This window comes from Peterkaempfera podocarpi (assembly GCF_042466665.1).
GTDB lineage: Bacteria > Actinomycetota > Actinomycetes > Streptomycetales > Streptomycetaceae > Peterkaempfera > Peterkaempfera podocarpi.
The window spans coordinates 6,588,777-6,605,063 of record NZ_CP162102.1 but is presented as its reverse complement, the minus strand read 5'-3'; the positions used below and the strand labels follow the sequence as shown (position 1 = coordinate 6,605,063).

Genomic DNA, 16,287 nt, shown 5'->3' with positions numbered 1-16,287 from the left:
GTAGGGAGTGGCTGGAAGAGTCGGCCCGCGATTCCAGTCCGTGATACACAACGTGGGACGCTGGACGCTATGGGTGAGGGGGAGTTCGGCGTGGTGGAGCCGCCGGAGGGCTGGACGGGTCCGGAGTGCCGGCTGTGGGAGGCGTTCCGCCGCGGCGAGACGCTGGACCTGCGGGTCGGCGTGCCGGAGGAGGACCATCCGGTCACCTCCGGGCCCTGGGGGCCCGAGCGGACCGTGCGGGCCTCGGTGCTGGCGCATCTGCTGCTGAACGGTCCCGCACCCGAGCCCGGGCGTGTCGCAAGTCTCAAACTGACCGGCGCCCAGATCGACGGCGCCCTGGATCTGGCCGGCGGCGCCATCGCCGCCTATGTGGAGCTGCACGGCTGCCGCTTCGAGCGCAAGATCCTGATGTCGGAGTGCCGGGCCGGCACCATGCGGCTGGTCGGCTGTGTGATCCCGCGGATCGAGGCGTCCCGGCTGATCACCGAGGGCGACCTGCACCTGCCGCGCTGCACCCTCACCGGCGGCCTGCGGCTCACCGACGCCAGGATAGGCACCGACCTGCTGCTCAACCAGGCGACCATCGGCGGGGACCGCAACGACCGGGCGATAGCCGCCGACGGGCTCACCGTCAGCCAGGACGTCGAGGCCGAACTCATCCACTGCACCGGCGAGATCAGTCTGCGCAGCGCCCGGATCGGCGGCCGGCTGTCGCTGCGCGGCAGCTCCCTGCGGGCCGGGGCGGGCCGGGTCTGCCTGAACGCGGCCCGGATCAGCGTGGAGCACACCCTCTACCTCAGCCGGGCCTGGATGAGCGGCTGGCGTACCTCCGACTCCACCTACGGCACCGGGTACGGCGAGCGCAGCACCGACCCGAGCGAGACCGTGCCGTTCCGGGCGCGCGGCGGGGTGCGGCTGGACGACGGCCGGTTCGGCAACGCCTGCCTGATCGACCGGGCGGAGTTCTCGCTCGGCGACGGCGAGGAGCTGTCGCTGCGCCGTATCCAGACGCCCGAGCTGCGGCTCTGCCTCACCCGCACCCCCACCGGGCGGGTCTCGCTCTCCCGGGCCCGGGTGGGCAATCTGGTGGACGCGCCGGAGAGCTGGCCGGGCGGCGGCCGGGTGGGCCTCACCGGCTTCACCTACGAGTCGCTGCGCCCGGCCGCCGACTTCCCGCTGGAGAAGCGGATCGCCTGGCTGGACAGCGCCGTCGGCGAGTTCCGTCCCGAACCGTACGAGCAGCTGGCGGCGGTCCTCCGACGCGACGGCCTGGACGAGGACGCCCGCGAGGTGCAGCTGGCCAAGCACCGTCGCCGCCGGTCCACGCTGCCGCTGCTGGCCCGGCTGTGGGGGCGGCTCCAGGACATCACGGTCGGCTACGGCTACCGGCCCGCCCGGGCCGCTCTGTGGATGGTGCTGATCTGGGCGCTGGGCGCGGCGTACTTCGCCGGGCATCCGCCGCAGCCGATGAAGGCCGACGAGGCCCCGCACTGGAACGCCGCCCTGTACGCCATGGATCTGCTGCTGCCGCTGATCGACCTGGGCCAGGACGGCGCCTGGAAGCCGGCCGGGGCCGGGCAGTGGGCGTCGGTGGCGCTGATCCTGCTGGGCTGGGTGCTGGCCACCACCGTGGCGGCCGGCGCCACCCGGCTGCTGCGCCGCGGCTGAGCGGGGCCGTACGGCCCGCCGAACGGCCTGCCGTCCCCTGGAGCACCTCGCTGACCTGCGCAGTTGACAGACAGTGGCCATTGCCGGCCGACGGGTGGCGGCCTGGGGTCGGGGCTGCCAGGGTGGAGGCAGACCGGGGGCCCTGAACGCCCGTACCGGGGCGCTGCCCCGAGCGCGCCCCGGTACGGGCCACTCCCGTGACCGGGACGGGGGCGCCGAGTGGCGGCCCGGCCACGTACGCTGTGCGCCGTGACCGAACGGCTGCCGCTCTTCCCGCTGGGCTCTGTGCTCTATCCGGGGCTGGTGCTCCCCCTGCATGTCTTCGAGGAGCGCTACCGACGCCTGGTCGCCGACCTGGAGGCGCAACCGGAGGAGCAGCCGCGCCGCTTCGGGGTGGTGGCCATCCGCGACGGCCGGGAGGTCGCCCCCACCCGTGAGTCCGGCGCGGCCGCCGCGGCGGCCGACGGCTTCGGGCCGGATCTGATGCAGGCCCTGCACACCGTCGGCTGCATCGCCGAGGTGGCCTCGGCGCAGGCCCATCCCGACGGCCGCTATGAGCTGATCGCCACCGGGACCACCCGCTTCCGGCTGCTCTCGGTCGACAGCTCCGGCCCCTATCTGGTCGGTGAGACCGAGCCGCTGCCGGAGCGGTCCGGCGCGGAGGCCGGAGCGCTGGCGGCCGGGGTGACCCAGGCCTTCCGGCTCTACCAGAAGCGGCTGGCCGGTGCCCGGGAGAGCACCATCGCGGCCGAGCAGGAACTCCCCGACGACCCGCTGGTGCTCTCCTACCTGGTGGCTGCGGCCTCGGTGCTGGACACCGGCGACAAGCAGCGGCTGCTCGCCGCCGCCGACGCCGCGGAGCGGCTGGCCGCGGAGCTGGTGCTGCTGCGCAGCGAGACGGCCGTGCTGGCCAAGCTTCCGTCCTGCCTGCCTGGGAGCTCACCCGCACCGCCGTCAACCCCAACTGACCGCGAGCCCGGCTGACTGCGGGAAGGACCGAGCACGGATGGCGAAGCGAGCGAAGAAGCAGGGCGGCGGGCAGGGCACCCCCGCCACGGTGGCCCTGGAGGCGGCCGGAGTGCCCTTCACCGTGCACTCCTACACCCACGACCCGGCCGCGGCCTCCTATGGCGGCGAGGCAGCCGAGGCCCTGGGCGTGCAGGCCGAGCGGGTGTTCAAGACCCTGGTCGCCGATGTCGACGGCACCCTGGCGGTGGGGATCGTCCCGGTCGCCGGGCAGCTGGACCTCAAGGCGCTGGCCGCAGCGGTCGGCGCCAAGCGCGCCGCGATGGCGGACCCGGCGGCGGCCGAGCGGACCACCGGCTATGTGCTGGGCGGCATCTCGCCCCTGGGGCAGCGGCGCAGGCTGCGCGCGGTGGTCGACGGCAGCGTCCTGGAGCACCCGACGGTGTACGTCTCCGCCGGACGGCGCGGTCTGGAGGTCGAGCTGGCCCCGCAGGACCTGATCGCCCTGACCGGCGCCGTCACGGCCGCCATCGCCCGCTGACAAACCCGGGCCCGGCAGCTGCTGCCCGCTTGAGGAACGCGCCCCTCCCGCATGGCGGCCCGCGAGGGGCTGCGGACGGTCGTCGGCCCCACCGGGGCAGGGCACCGCAGCCCGAACGGCCCGGCAGGGCTCCTGGGCTCTGCCGGGCCGTTCGGGGTCAGTGGTTCAGTGCGGGTCGGCCGGAGGAGGGGGCGGCAGCGGGGTGGGCGCCCCCTGCCAGTAGGGCGCGGGCTGCGGCTCGCGTTTGCCGAAGAGCGCTGTCAGCCCCAGCAGCGCCACCATGGCCGCCATCGGCCACACCAGGAGCGCTCCCTTGGCTCCCAGCTCCAGGGCCGCGTCGAAGACCTTGCCCTCGCCGACCTGCCGGGCGTGCGCCACCATGTCGCTGGTGGGACCGAGGGCCATACCGAGCCGCCAGGCGACGACCGACCCGAGCAGTCCGCCCACGGCCAGCCCCACGGCCACCGCGATGCCGCCGCCCCGGCGGCGGGTCGGCAGGAACGCGGCCAGCGCGGTCAGCGCCCCGGCGCCCACACCGAGCAGCACAAAGACACCGTCCGCCGCGGCCCGCTGCTCGCCCTCGGGGTCCTTGAGGTAGACGGCCTTGCTGTCGGCGTAGAGCGGCACCTTGGGCGCGAGCCAGAGCCACAGCAGCCCCACGACCACCCCGGCCAGCAGGGTGCCCAGGGCGACCAGCACACCGACCCGGATCTCCGCCGCGGGCTTGCGCGGGGGCCGCTCGTCGACGGCGGGGAAGGGGAAGCCGCCGGGCTGTCCGTACCCGTCGCCGGGCCCGGGTGACTGCAGCCCCGCCGCGGTCGGCGAGGCGTGCGGCACCTGGGTGCCGGGGACGGGGGGCCGGCCGGGGCCAGGAGGGGTGTTGGGTGCAGTCACCCGGCCATGGTCCCACGTCCGGCTGCGGCGTGGCCCGTCAGGGCGAGGTCATGGCTGGTCGCAGCCGTCAGCGGTCCGCCACCGCCGCCCGCCGGAACGCCCAGGTCGCCACGGACAGCGACACCGCGCCGACGGCCGCGCAGACGGCGAGGTCCCCGACCACCGCGGACCAGGCCGGCGCCGGGTCGAAGGTGCGGGCGAAGGCCTCCACCCCGTAGGTCGACGGCAGCAGGTCGCGCAGCAGCCTGATGGGCTCCGGCATCCGTCCTGCCGGGAGGACGCCGAGCAGCAGTGCGGCGGACATCCCCAGCTGTCCCAGCAGGGTGGCGATCTCCTGGCGCGGGGCGAGCAGTCCGCAGGCGGCACCGAGTCCGGAGAGCGCGGCCCCGGCCAGCGGGACCACGGCGAGCAGGATCCACAGGTTGGCCCAGGGCAGTCCGAAGAGGCCCGCCCCGACGGCTGCCGTGAGCAGGGTGCCGGGCAGTGTGAAGGAGGCGTAGGCGCCGGCCGCGCCGAGCACCACGGCCGCGGGCGGCACCGGCAGGGTGGCGTAGTGGTCCAGGCCGCCGGTGGCGCGCAGCCTGCCGAAGTACTGGGCGAGCAGGTTCAGCGCCACAAAGGCGACGACCAGCACGCTGGAGCCGGCCACCACGGCCCGTGCGGAGGGGTTGTCGCCGGAGTCGACGACACCCCGCATCATCACCATGATCCCCAGGGACTGGAAGGTCGCCACGAACAGCAGCGGGATCCGGGCCACCCGCGCCCGGGAGAGCTGCGCGCGGTAGACGGCGCCCAGCGCGGGCAGCAGCCGGGGCCCGGGGGCCAGCGGCGCGGCGGCGGGCACGGCGGTCGCCGGGTTCACTGGGCCAGCCCTCCCTCACGGCCGCCGAGTTCGAGGTAGGCGTCCTCGAGGGTCGGGGTGGCCAGGGTGAAGTCGTCGAGCGCGGCGAAGGCCGGTCCGGCGGTCACCACCGCGACCAGCTCCCTGGCCTCCTCGGGGGTGGTGCGCAGGGTCCAGCGCCGTCCGGCGATCCGGGCCCGGGAGGCCGCGGCGGCGACGGCGGGCGGCAGCTCCGCCGGGGCCTGGTCGCGCCATACCAGCTCCAGCCGGACCCGGCCGTCGACCAGGGCCTTGAGCCGCCCGGGGGTGTCGCAGGCGATGACCCGTCCGGCGTCCAGGACGGCGACGCGGTCGAGGACCGTCTCGGCCTCGATGACATTGTGGGTGACCAGCAGCACGGTGGTGCCGTGGTCGGCGCGGCGGCGGTCCACGGCGGCCCACACGGCACGCCGGGCGACCGGGTCCATACCGGTGGTGGGCTCGTCCAGGACCAGCAGCGGACGCTCTCCGACCAGCGCCGCGGCAAAGCAGGCGAGGCGCCGCTGGCCGCCGGAGAGCCGCCCGACGGGGCGGTCGGCGAGGGTCTCCAGGCCGAGTTCGGCGAGGACGGCGTCGCGTTCGGAGCGCGCCTGCCGGACGGGCAGGCCGCGCAGCCGGCCGCTGGTCTCGGCGGCCAGCGCCACGGTGAGCTCGTCCAGGGCGGTGGACTCCTGGCCGAGGTAGCCGAGCAGCCTGGCGGCCCGCTCGGGGTGGGCGACGATGTCGTGCCCGAGGATGTCGATGGCGCCCGCGTCGGGCCGGAGCAGCCCGGTGAGCTGGCGGACCAGGGTCGACTTGCCGGCGCCGTTGGGTCCGAGCAGGCCGAAGATCTCACCCCGGCGCACCTCCAGGGAGATGCCGTCGTTGGCGCGGATCTCGGTGCTGCGGCCCCGGCGGCCGCTGCGGTGGCTCTTGACCAGGCCGCGCACGGTGCAGCAGGCATCGCCCCGGGCGCGCTCGGGCGCCTGGGGCGCCCGCTGAGGTGTCTGTGTGCTCACCCGTCACCGGCCGGGGTCATACATGGGCCCGTACTCACGGTTGACGACTCTACGCCGCACCGGGCGCGGGTCGGGAACGGGGCTCCGGGCGGGGGGTTCAGTCGCCGGGGGTTCAGTCGTCGACGGAGACCATCTCACCGCCCGGCACCCGGCCGGCCAGCTCCCGCCAGAAGCCTGCCCGGATGGCGTAGCGGTCGTGCTCGTCGATCTGGTCGTCCTTGTGGGCGAGCAGTCCGAAGCGGGCGGCGTAGCGCAGCAGTTCCCCGTCGACCCGGTGCGGGATGCGGGGGTAGTCGGTCCAGAGCACGGTGAGCCGCTCGGGGTCGGTGAGGCGCTCGGTCCAGCGTCGGGCGAACACCTGGCCCACCTCGTGCGGGTCGCCGCCGATGGCGGTGATGTCCTCCTCGCGGTCGGCCCAGCGCTGCTCGGCGCTGGTGACCTGGGCGAGGGTGGGCAGCGCGTCACCGGGCGAGGGCGCCTCGCCCGGACGCTCCACCCAGCCGCGGTCGGAGGACCAGCGCAGCACCGCCTGGTGGGGCTGGGGTGCGGGGCCCGCGGTGGCGGGCGCCGGGGTGGCGGGGGCGCGGCCGGCCAGGTCCTTGGGGGTGGGTACAGCCTTGTGCGCGGCCGGCGCCGGGACGTCCTCGGGCCGCGGGTGGGCGGGCTCCCCCTCGGGCCGGGCGGCTCCGGCGGCCGCCTGCTGGGCGGGGGGCGCGGAGAGGATCTTGGCGATCTCGGGGCGGGGTCCGGCCGGCGGGCAGACGGCGGGCACCTCCCGTACGCGGACCCAGCGGGTGATCCACTCGCGGTCCAGCACCCGGCGTTCGTCGGCCTCGGCGACCAGGTCCTCGGACTGGTTGAAGTCGCCGTCGGCGGCCTGCACGGCCCAGAGGTGGACGGCGACGCCGTGCTCCTTGGCGGACATCATCCCGGGCAGCAGATCACCGTCGCCGGTCACCAGGACCACGTCGGCGCAGGCGCGGTTGCGGGCCAGCTCGGAGAGCTCGGCGTGCATGGCGGCGTCCACGCCCTTCTGCACCCAGCGACCGTCGGCTCTGGTGAGGGCGCCGAGCCGGACGGTGACCCGGGGCATCACCCGCAGGCGGCGGTGCTCGGGCATGGGGCGGCGGTCGGGGGCGGCGTCGAACCAGTAGATCCGGAGCAGCGGCAGGCCCGTCTCGGCCTCGGCCCGTTCGCGCAGGGTGCCGATCAGGTCGGAGTGGTCCACGGTGATGCGGGAGCGTGCAGGCTCACCGGCGAGCAGGCTGGCTGCGGCCCCGAGCAGGTATCCGGCGTCCACCAGGACGACGCAGCGGTCCACTTCCACACCTCTTCCCGATCGGCTCGGTCGCGTGGGCACGACCGCGCCGCTCACCGTTCAGGACTCCATACCCGACGATCGGGCGGTGAACCGCACTGATGGATCTTGTTTCACTCGATCACGTTCTGGTGTCGGCGATTCGATGATCTTGTCACCGTTGGGACCGCCGGCCGCACGGGCTTTGTGAGCGTCGTGTGAGGGTTCCATAGAGGTGCCTGCTGCCGAGGCCCGGGGCCTCCGGAGGTCTCCGCACGCACGGCGGAGCGCCGTGCATGGTCGCGCTGCGGCGCCGACCGGGGCCGGACGCAGACGGGCGCCGCACCCCGCAGGGTGCGGCGCCCGTCGCCGTACGAGGTCAGCCGGCCAGGCAGGAGGGGCCGAGCAGCTGCTTGAGATCACCGAAGAGGGCCGGGTCGGAGGTGACCCGGTGGCGGTCGAGCCGGAGCACCGTGGTCTTGCGGTGGCCCTCCAGCCGCAGCCGCACCTCGGTGCTCCCCTTGTGGTTGGTGAGCACCTCGCCGAGCCGGGAGACCAGCGGCGGGGTGATCTTGACCATCGGGATGGAGATCACCACGGGTGCGTCGCTGTGGGCGTCCGAGAGGTCGGGGACCATCAGCTCCATGCCCATCAGCCGGGGCACGTCCTCGCGCTTGTCCAGCTTGCCCTTGACGAAGACCACCGCGTCCTCCACCAGCTGGGTGGAGACCAGCTGGTAGCTGGCGGGGAAGAACATGCAGTCGATGGAGCCGGCCAGGTCCTCGACGGTGGCGATCGCCCAGGCGTTGCCCTGCTTGGTCATCTTTCGCTGGAGCCCGGAGATGATGCCGCCGATGGTGAGGATGGAGCCGTCGGCGCGCTCGGCGAGGTCCGCGACCGCACAGTCGGCCTTGTCCGCCAGGACGTGCTCGATACCGTGCAGCGGGTGCGAGGAGACATAGAGGCCGAGCATCTCCCGCTCCTGGGTGAGCAGGAAGGACTTCTCCCACTCGTCCTCGGAGAAGACCACGTCCAGGCCGAAGCCGGGCCCGTCGGCCTCCACCGCGTCGCCGCCGAAGAGGTCGAACTGGCCCTCGGCCTCCTTGCGCTTGACCCCCACCACATTGTCGATCATGGGCTCGAACTGGGCGGTGAGGCCCTTGCGGGTGTGCCCCAGCGAGTCGAAGGCGCCGGCCTTGATCAGCGACTCCACGGTGCGCTTGTTGCACACCACCGACTCGACCTTGTCCAGGAAGTCGGGGAAGGAGGTGTACTTGCCCTTCGCCTTGCGGGTGCGGACCACGGAGTCCACCACGTTGGCGCCGACATTGCGGACCGCGGTGAGGCCGAACCGCACCGTGTCGTCGCCGTGCGGGGTGAACTCCGCGTCGGACTCGTTGACGTCCGGCGGCAGCACCTGGATGCCCATCTTGCGGCACTCGTTGAGGTAGACCGCCGACTTGTCCTTGTCGTCCTTGACGCTGGTGAGCAGCGCGGACATGTACTCGGCCGGGTAGTTGGCCTTGAGATAGGCGGTCCAGTAGGAGACCAGCCCGTAGCCGGCGGTGTGGGCTTTGTTGAAGGCGTAGCCGGAGAAGGGGACCAGCACGTCCCAGACCGCTTGGATGGCGGCGTCGGAGTAGCCGTGCTCGCGGCAGCCCCGCTGGAAGGGGACGAACTCCGCCTCCAGGATCTCCTTCTTCTTCTTGCCCATGGCGCGGCGCAGCAGGTCGGCCTGGCCGAGCGAGTAGCCGGCCAGGATCTGGGCGGCCTTCTGCACCTGCTCCTGGTAGACGATCAGGCCGTAGGTGGGCGCCAGCACCTCCTTGAGCGGCGCCTCCAGCTCGGGGTGGATCGGGGTGATCTCCTGCTGGCCGTTCTTGCGCAGCGCGTAGTTGGTGTGCGAGTTGACGCCCATCGGGCCGGGCCGGTAGAGCGCCAGGACGGCGGAGATGTCCTCGAAGTTGTCGGGCTTCATCAGCCGCAGCAGGGAGCGCATGGGTCCGCCGTCGAGCTGGAAGACGCCCAGGGTGTCGCCGCGGGCCAGCAGCTCGTAGGCGGCCTTGTCGTCGAGCGGCAGCTGCAGCAGCTCGATCTTCTCGCCCTTGTTCTTCTCGATCGCCTTGACGGCGTCGTCCATGATCGTCAGGTTGCGCAGGCCCAGGAAGTCCATCTTCAGCAGTCCGAGCCCCTCACAGGTGGGGTAGTCGAACTGGGTGATGACGGCGCCGTCGGTGTGCCTGGTCCACACCGGGATGTGGTCGGTGAGCGGCTCCGCGGACATGATCACGCCGGCCGCGTGCACACCGGGCTGACGGATCAGGCCCTCGATACCGCGGGCGGTGTCGATCACCTTCCGGACGTCGGGGTCGTTCTCGTACAGCCCGCGGACCTCGCCGGCCTCGCTGTAGCGGGGGTGCGCCGAGTCGGTGATGCCGGAGAGCGGGATGCCCTTGCCCATCACGTCCGGCGGCATGGCCTTGGTGATCCGGTCGCCCATGGCGTACGGGTAGCCCAGCACCCGGGAGGAGTCCTTGATCGCAGCCTTGGCCTTGATGGTGCCGTAGGTCACGATCATGGCGACCTTGTCGGAGCCCCACTTCTCGGTGACATAGCGGATCACATCACCGCGCCGGCGCTCGTCGAAGTCGATGTCGACATCGGGCATGGAGATGCGCTCGGGGTTCAGGAACCGCTCGAAGATCAGACCGTGCGGGATGGGGTCGAGGTCGGTGATGCCCATGGCGTACGCGACCAGCGAGCCGGCGGCGGAGCCTCGGCCCGGTCCCACCGCGATGCCCTGGTTCTTGGCCCACATGATGAAGTCGGCGACCACGAGGAAGTACGCCGGGAAGCCCATCTGGACGATGGTCTCCATCTCGTACTCGGCGAGCTTGCGGTGCTCCTCGTCGTAGCCGCCGGGGAAGCGGCGGTCCATGCCCTTCCACACCTCGGCGCGGAAGAAGGCCTCCTCCGAGTCGAAGCCCTCAGGGATGGGGAACCTGGGCATCAGGTTCTTGAACTCGAACATCCCGGCGGTGTCGACCCGCTCGGCCACCAGCAGCTGGCTGTTGCGGCAGCCCTCCTGCCAGGCGTCGGAGGAGTCCACCGCGTACATCTCGGCGGCGGACTTGATGTAGTAGCCGGTGCCGTCGAACTTGAAGCGGTCCGGGTCGGAGAGGTTCTTGCCGGTCTGCACGCAGAGCAGCAGGTCGTGCGAGGCGGCGTCCTCCTCCCGGGTGTAGTGGGAGTCATTGGTGACGACCGGCGGGATGCCGAGCTTCTTCCCGATGTCGATCAGGCCCTCGCGCACCCGGTTCTCGATGTCCAGGCCGTGGTCCATCAGCTCCAGGAAGTAGTTCTCCCTGCCGAAGATGTCCTGGTACTCGGCGGCGGACTTCAGCGCCTCGTCGTACTGGCCGAGGCGCAGCCGGGTCTGCAGCTCGCCGGAGGGGCAGCCGGTGGAGGCCATCAGCCCGGCGGCGTGCTCGGCGAGGATCTCCTTGTCCATCCGGGGCCACTTCACCAGCCAGCCCTCGGCGTAGGAGCGCGAGGTCAGCTTGAAGAGGTTGTGCAGGCCCTCCTTGTTGCGGGCCCAGATGGTCTTGTGGAGGTAGGCGCCGGAGGCGGAGACGTCGTCCCGCTTCTGGTGCGGCTGGCCCCACAGGATGCGCTTGGGGTTGGTGCGGGACTCGGGCGCGACATACGCCTCGATGCCGATCACCGGGGTGATGCCGGCGGCGGTGGCCTGCTTGTGGAACTCCGCGGCGCCGTACATGTTGCCGTGGTCGGTCATCGCGACATGGGTCATGCCCTGCCGCTCCACCTCCTTGAACAACTCCTTCAGGCGGGCGGCGCCGTCCAGCATCGAGTACTCGGTGTGGACGTGCAGATGCGCGAAGGAATCGCTCACGGCGGGGGCCTCCGGGGGCTCGCAGGCGGTCGGGCGGGCGGTGGACGCGAGGGGTGACGGCCGGGCACGTAGCGTGTGCGCAGGGCCGGAAACACGTGAGGTCCGGACCGCTCAGGGCCCGGACCACGTATCACGCGTTCACCGCAGCAGAGTCTATCCCCGCCCGTCCCGCCCGTCTCCCGCTTCCTCGGGGCGGGTCCGCCGCACCCCCGCCACCTGCGGCGTCGTCCCGGGGGCGCGCCACCGTCCCGGGCGCGCCGCCGGGCGGGAACCAACCGCGGCGACGGTTCGTCCGGCAGTACGAAGCACCGAGCCCGACCCCGGAAGGTGGAGCAGCATGGCCGAGGCCCTCAACGCGGCGGACCGTGAGCCGGACCGCGCGGAGGCGATCCTGGGGGTCTTCGACACGGCCTTCGGAGAGCTGCTGGAGAAGGACCCCGCGGCGTTCCGGGTGAAGTTCCGCAAGATGGCCGCGTCCGCGTTCGCCTTCTACCGCGGCACCGCCTGCCTCTACTACGCCGACCTGGACCCGGCCTCCGGCTCGGCGTTCGCCGCCGCCGGGGCGCCCTTCCTGGACGAGCGGACCGGCCGGGTGTGGATCCACGGCGATCTGCACGCGGAGAACTTCGGCACCTATCTCAATGCGGACGGGCGCCTGGTGTTCAACGTCAACGACTTCGACGAGGCCTATGTCGGGCCTTTCACCTGGGACGTACAGCGGCTCGCCGCCTCCCTCGCCCTGGTCGGCTACGCCAAGGCGCTGGCCGACGGCACCATCGGCGAGCTGGTCAGGTCGTATGCGCACGCCTACCGCCGGCAGATCGCCCTGCTGGCGGACGGCAGCCACAAGCCCGAGGACACCGCCTTCACCCTGGACACCGCGGAGGGCCCGATCCTGGCGGTCCTCCGGGAGGCCCGGCTGCAGACCCGGGTGGCCCTGCTGGACGAGCTCACCGTGGTCGACGGCTACGACCGCCGCTTCCGCTCCGGCGGCGGCTCCATCGAGCTGGACGACGCCACCCGCGCCCAGGTGCTGGCCGCCTTCGAGGAGTATCTGACCACCCTGCCCCCGGCCTCCCGCGCCCGGCCGGACGCCCTGCGGGTCAAGGATGTGGTGGGCCGCCGCGGGATCGGCATCGGCAGCGCCGGGCTGCCCTCCTTCAATCTGCTGCTGGAGGGGCACACCGACGCGCTGGAGAACGACGTCGTCATCTATATGAAGCAGGGGCAGACCCCCGCCGTCTCCCGCCATGTCAGCGACCCTGCGATCCGCGACTACTTCCGGCACGAGGGCCACCGCACGGTGATCTCCCAGCGGGCACTGCAGGCCCACGCCGACCCCTGGCTGGGCCATGCGGAGATCGGCGGGCTGGGGCAGCTGGTGGCCGAGGTCTCCCCGTACGCCACCGATCTGGACTGGAGCGGCCTGGGCGAGCCCGAGGAGATCCGCGCCGTGGTGGAGTACCTGGGCCGGGCCACCGCCATCATGCATGCGGCCGCCGACGAGTCCAGCGGCCACACCCTGGTGCCGTTCTCCACCGAGCACGCCATCGACACCGCGATCGCCCGTGACGAGGAGGGCTTCGTCCAGGGCCTGGTCGACTTCGCCCATGCCTACGGCGCCCGGGCACGCACCGACCACCAGATCTTCGTGGACCTGTTCCGCAACGGCCGGATCCCGGGGCTCTGACCCGCATGGCGGTGCAGCGGCCGGCGGACGGCGGACGGCAGGGGCGCCACGGCCCCTCCCCCGCCCCCGCCGTGCTGCTCTCCGCCGTCCGGGCCGCGCTCTTCACCGGGCTGCTGCTGGTGCTCTCAGCCGGCTCCCATGTGCTGCTCTCCCGCGCCCCGCTGCCTGCCCCCACCATGGCCGCGGCCGGTGCGGGGGCGTTTGCGCTGGCCCTGCTGCTGGGCCGCCGCGAGCGGTCGTACGGGCAGATCGCCGCACTGCTGGTTCCGCTGGAGCTGGCCCTGGACACCCTCTTCACCAGCGGCCAGTCCACCTGCTACTCCGCCACCGGCGGCGGACCGCTCACCGGCCCCTGGCACTCCGTCAGCGCCCTGTTGATGTGCGGCGGCGATCCTGCCTCCGGGGCCGCCACCGTCCCGTCCGCGGGCGCGGCGGCCCCCTGGCTGGTGCTCGCCGCCCATCTGCTGGTGGGGCTGGCCGCGGCATGGTGGCTGCGGGCCGGCGAGGCCGGTGCGTTCCGCGTGCTGCGAGCGGTGGCCGACACCGCGGCGGCCGCCCTGCGAGCCGTACCCGCGCTGCTGGCCGCCCTGCTCGCCGCCCAGGCGCCGGCTCCGTCGCCGCCTCCTCCGGCACCCCGGCGGGTCGCCCTGCCGGCCGTACCGCCGCTGCTCCACTCCGTCGTCCGCCGGGGCCCGCCGTACGGGCTGCGCACGGCCTGCCGCTGACCCCGGCTCCGCCGTGCCGCCGCGCCCCTGCCCACGGCATCACGACACGACGGGACCACCCCATCATGAGCTCCAACCAGAGGACCGAGGCCGCGCGCCGCCGTATCGAGGCGAGCCGCGCCGAGCAGCAGCGCCGGACCCGGCGCCGCAGGCAGCTGGTCGTCGGCATCGCCGCGCTGGCGGTGCTGGGCGCCGGCACCGGGATAGGCATCGCGGTGCAGAGCGGCCGCGCCGCCTCCGACAAGCCCTACGCCGCGCCTGCGCACTCCAGCGGGCCCGGCGACACAGTGATCGTCTACGGCAGCCCGACGGCCAAGGCCACTCTCCAGGTCTACGAGGACTTCCGCTGCCCGGTCTGCGCCAGTCTGGAGCACTCGGCCGGGTCCACCATCCAGCAGCTGGCCGACCAGGGCGAGTACCGCATCGAGTACCACTTCGGGACGTTCCTGGACGGCAACCTGGGCGGGCACGGCTCGCGCACGGCGCTCGGTGCGGCCGGGGCGGCGCTCAATGAGAGCGCCGCGAAGTTCAAGGCCTTCCACGATGTGCTCTATGCCAACCAGCCCGAGGAGACCAACGACGGCTTCGCCGACACCGGTGCCCTGCTGAAGCTCGCCGCGAAGGTGCCGGGCCTGAGCACCCCGGCGTTCATCAAGGCAGTGCGCGACCAAACCTATGAGCCCTGGGTGTCGAAGGTGTCCGACGCCTTCAACACCAGCGGTGTCACCGGGACGCCGACCGTCAGGCTCAACGGCAAGGACCTCCAGGTCGTCAAGGACGACGGCAGCACCATCACCGGCCCCGAGTTCTCCGCCCTGGTCTCCCAGGGCCTGAGCGGCTGACCTGTTGACCGGGGCACGGCACGGTCCGGGCGCCGCGGCAGACTCCGCACCCCGGGCCGGGCCGGCCTCCGCCAGGGCGGTGCAGGGCCACGGCGGCGCCCCGGCGAACATCTCACGAACTGTCAGATGACGTCTTCCCCACGGACCTTACTCTTCAGTAACCTCCGGCCCGTGACCGAGTCCCTTCACTCAGCCGACGCCACCGCGTCCCCCCGCCGCACCCCCGCCCGCCGCGATGTGCTCAAGGCAGCCGCAGTGGCCACCGGTGCCGCCGCCCTGCCGGTCGCCATCGCGACCAGGGCCGCCGCCGACCCCTCCCCCGCCCCGGCCTTCCTGCACGGCGTCGCCTCCGGCGACCCGCTGCCGGACGGGGTGCTGCTCTGGACCCGGGTGACCCCCACGCCGGAGGCGCACCCCGGGTCGGGGGCCGGCCCCGACCTGGCCGTGACCTGGCAGGTGGCCGCCGACCGGAACTTCGCCTCGGTGGTCGCCTCCGGTACCGTCACCGCATCGGCCGCCTCCGACCACACGGTGAAGGCCGATGTCCGCGGCCTGGCCGCCGACACCGCCTACTGGTACCGCTTCACCGCGGGCGGGGCCTCCTCCACCACCGGCCGCACCCGCACCGCCCCGGCCGCCGACGCCGCCCTGGACCGGCTGCGCCTCGGGGTCGCCTCCTGCGCCAACTGGGAGGCCGGGTACTTCTCCGCCTACCGCCACCTGGCCGCCCGCGGCGACCTGGATGTCCTCCTCTTCCTGGGCGACTACATCTACGAGTACAAGTCCGGCGAGTTCTGCGCCCGGGGCACCGTGGTCCGCCCGCACCAGCCGCTCAACGAGACCGTCACGCTGGCCGACTACCGCACCCGGCACGGCGCCTGCAAGACCGACGCCGATCTGCAGGCGCTCCAGGCCCAGGTGCCGGTCATCGCCATCTGGGACGACCACGAGTTCGCCGACAACGCCTCCTCCACCGGAGCGGTCAACCACCAGCCCGACACCGAGGGCGACTGGGGCGCCCGGGTGGCCGCCGCCAAGCAGGCCTACTTCGAGTGGATGCCGGTGCGGCCCTCCATAGCGGGCACCACCTACCGGCGGCTGCGCTACGGCAAGCTCGCCGACCTCCACCTGCTGGACGAACGTTCCTTCCGCACCGCCCAGGCGACCACCGGCAGCGGCGACGTCGACTCCCCCGACCGCACCATCACCGGCCGCGCCCAGCTGGACTGGCTGAAGGCCGGGCTGTCCGCCTCCGACACCACCTGGCGGCTGATCGGCAACGAGGTGATGATCTCCCCGGTCGCCTTCCTCTCCCTGCCGGCCTTCCTACTGCGGCCGATCGCCAAGCTGCTGGGGCTGCCCGAGGAGGGCCTGGCCGTCAACACCGACCAGTGGGACGGCTACACCCACGACCGCCGCGAACTGCTGGACCACCTGGCGTCCAACGGCATCGGCAACACCGTCTTCCTCACCGGTGACATCCACTCCGCGTGGGCCTGCGACGTACCCGCCGAGGCCGCCACCTATCCGGCGTCCGGCTCGGTGGCCACCGAGTTCGTGGTCACCTCGGTCACCTCCGACAACGTCGACGACTTCCTGAAGGTCCCCCCGCAGACCCTGTCGCTGGCCGGTGTCGCGGCCATCGAAGCCGCCAACCGCCATGTGAAGTGGGTCGATCTGGACTCCCACGGCTACGGCGTGCTCGATGTCACCCCCGACCGGGTGCAGATGGACTACTACATCCTCGCCGACCGCACCCGCGCCGACTCCACCTCCTCCTGGACCCGCTCCTACCGCACCCGTTCGGGCAGCCAGCAGGTCGAAAGGGTCTGGTCCCCCGTCACATGACGGGCCGGGCACCATCGCAGACCCT

Annotated in this window: 11 protein-coding genes and 1 pseudogene; 7 read left to right on the top strand and 5 right to left on the bottom strand. The window is 72.9% G+C overall.

Annotated features, from left to right (window positions below; translation table 11 throughout):
• The first annotated feature begins 69 nt into the window (after positions 1-69).
• From AB0761_RS29125 to ybaK, 3 genes and pseudogenes are all read left to right on the top strand, one after another.
• Positions 70-1,668 (top strand): oxidoreductase, encoded by a 1,599-nt coding sequence (locus AB0761_RS29125; RefSeq protein ID WP_377272115.1) that lies wholly within the window; start codon positions 70-72, stop codon positions 1,666-1,668.
• A gap of 249 nt (positions 1,669-1,917) precedes the next feature.
• Positions 1,918-2,636: pseudogene (locus AB0761_RS29120) on the top strand (LON peptidase substrate-binding domain-containing protein).
• Positions 2,637-2,674: 38 nt separating this feature from the next.
• Complete coding sequence (gene ybaK / locus AB0761_RS29115) at positions 2,675-3,175, top strand: Cys-tRNA(Pro) deacylase (protein ID WP_377272114.1); 501 nt, start codon at positions 2,675-2,677, stop codon at positions 3,173-3,175.
• A 165-nt stretch (positions 3,176-3,340) separates the two neighbouring features.
• On the opposite strand, the gene AB0761_RS29110 is transcribed toward ybaK, so the two are convergent.
• The 5 genes from AB0761_RS29110 to dnaE all read right to left on the bottom strand — a co-directional run bounded on the left by AB0761_RS29110 (position 3,341) and on the right by dnaE (position 11,157).
• Positions 3,341-4,069, bottom strand: coding sequence for a hypothetical protein (locus tag AB0761_RS29110; protein ID WP_377272113.1), 729 nt, complete (start codon positions 4,067-4,069; stop codon positions 3,341-3,343).
• A 67-nt stretch (positions 4,070-4,136) separates the two neighbouring features.
• Positions 4,137-4,931, bottom strand: a complete 795-nt coding sequence (locus tag AB0761_RS29105; RefSeq protein WP_377272112.1) for an ABC transporter permease — start codon at positions 4,929-4,931, stop codon at positions 4,137-4,139.
• Positions 4,928-5,947: an ABC transporter ATP-binding protein gene (locus AB0761_RS29100; RefSeq protein WP_377272111.1), complete on the bottom strand. Its 1,020-nt coding sequence runs from the start codon at positions 5,945-5,947 to the stop codon at positions 4,928-4,930. The genes AB0761_RS29105 and AB0761_RS29100 overlap by 4 nt, the downstream gene beginning before the upstream one ends.
• Positions 5,948-6,059: 112 nt before the next feature.
• Positions 6,060-7,268 carry an NYN domain-containing protein gene (locus tag AB0761_RS29095; RefSeq protein ID WP_377274378.1) on the bottom strand — a complete coding sequence of 403 codons (1,209 nt, stop codon included), beginning with the start codon at positions 7,266-7,268 and terminating at the stop codon, positions 6,060-6,062.
• Positions 7,269-7,623: 355 nt separating this feature from the next.
• Positions 7,624-11,157, bottom strand: a complete 3,534-nt coding sequence (gene dnaE / locus AB0761_RS29090) for a DNA polymerase III subunit alpha (protein ID WP_377272110.1) — start codon at positions 11,155-11,157, stop codon at positions 7,624-7,626.
• Positions 11,158-11,494: 337 nt separating this feature from the next.
• Here dnaE and AB0761_RS29085 point away from each other — a divergent pair, with 337 nt between their 5' ends.
• The 4 genes from AB0761_RS29085 to AB0761_RS29070 all read left to right on the top strand — a co-directional run bounded on the left by AB0761_RS29085 (position 11,495) and on the right by AB0761_RS29070 (position 16,262).
• Complete coding sequence (locus AB0761_RS29085) at positions 11,495-12,847, top strand: DUF2252 domain-containing protein (RefSeq protein ID WP_377272109.1); 1,353 nt, start codon at positions 11,495-11,497, stop codon at positions 12,845-12,847.
• A 5-nt stretch (positions 12,848-12,852) separates the two neighbouring features.
• Complete coding sequence (locus tag AB0761_RS29080; RefSeq protein WP_377272108.1) at positions 12,853-13,572, top strand: hypothetical protein; 720 nt, start codon at positions 12,853-12,855, stop codon at positions 13,570-13,572.
• 65 nt (positions 13,573-13,637) lie between these two features.
• Complete coding sequence (locus AB0761_RS29075) at positions 13,638-14,414, top strand: DsbA family protein (RefSeq protein WP_377272107.1); 777 nt, start codon at positions 13,638-13,640, stop codon at positions 14,412-14,414.
• Between the two features lie 171 nt (positions 14,415-14,585).
• The gene (locus AB0761_RS29070) at positions 14,586-16,262 is read left to right on the top strand and encodes an alkaline phosphatase D family protein (protein ID WP_377272106.1); all 1,677 of its coding nucleotides are present in this window, start codon (positions 14,586-14,588) and stop codon (positions 16,260-16,262) included.
• Positions 16,263-16,287: the final 25 nt, after the last annotated feature.